The sequence below is a fragment of the Roseomonas rosulenta genome (assembly GCF_016106005.1).
GTDB classification, from domain to species: domain Bacteria; phylum Pseudomonadota; class Alphaproteobacteria; order Acetobacterales; family Acetobacteraceae; genus Neoroseomonas; species Neoroseomonas rosulenta.
Genome location: NZ_JACADR010000650.1, coordinates 1 through 572 on the forward strand (window position 1 = coordinate 1; position 572 = coordinate 572).

1 protein-coding gene is annotated in these 572 nt (G+C 75.9%); it reads right to left on the reverse strand.

Going from position 1 to position 572, the window contains the following annotated elements; translation table 11 throughout:
• Positions 1-572, reverse strand: a 572-nt coding sequence (locus HW578_RS27465; protein WP_198373842.1) for an OmpH family outer membrane protein, incomplete at both ends; no start/stop codon positions are given.

Sequence of the window (572 nt, forward strand, 5' to 3'; positions counted from 1 at the left end):
GGCGTGCCGCCGGGGCGCGCCGGCGCCTGCGCCGGGCGCGGCGTCTCGCCGGGCTCGGGCGGCAGGGTCACGCTCGGGATCATGCGGTTGAGCTGCGCGGCCACTTCCTCCGTCAGGTCGAAGGGCGGCTCGTTGAAGATGACCAGCGGGCGCGGCAGCACGATGTTGACGTTGCGGCTGCTGGCGACCTGGCGGATGACGACGCCGAGCGCCTGCTCGATCTCGCGCAGCGCGGTCTGGGCCAGCTGCTCGATCGCGGCGGCGCGGTCGCGCAGCGTGCGCTGGCTGTCGGTGATGCGATCCTGCAGGTCGCGCTCGCGGTTGCGCAGCTGCTCGGGCGAGAGCGATCCGCGCTCGGTCGCCAGGCGCTGCTGCTCGTCGCGCCAGCGCTGCTGCTCGCGCTGCAGGTCCTCGTTCAGGCGGGCGCGGCGGGTCTCGATCGCCTCGCGCACCTGGGTGAAGGCGGAGGAGACCCGCTGGATCTCGGGCACGTCGACGATGCCGATGACCGCGGTGGGCGGCGGCTGGCCGGGGGCGAGCGGCGGCGGCGTGGGCGCGGGCCGCTGCGCCGG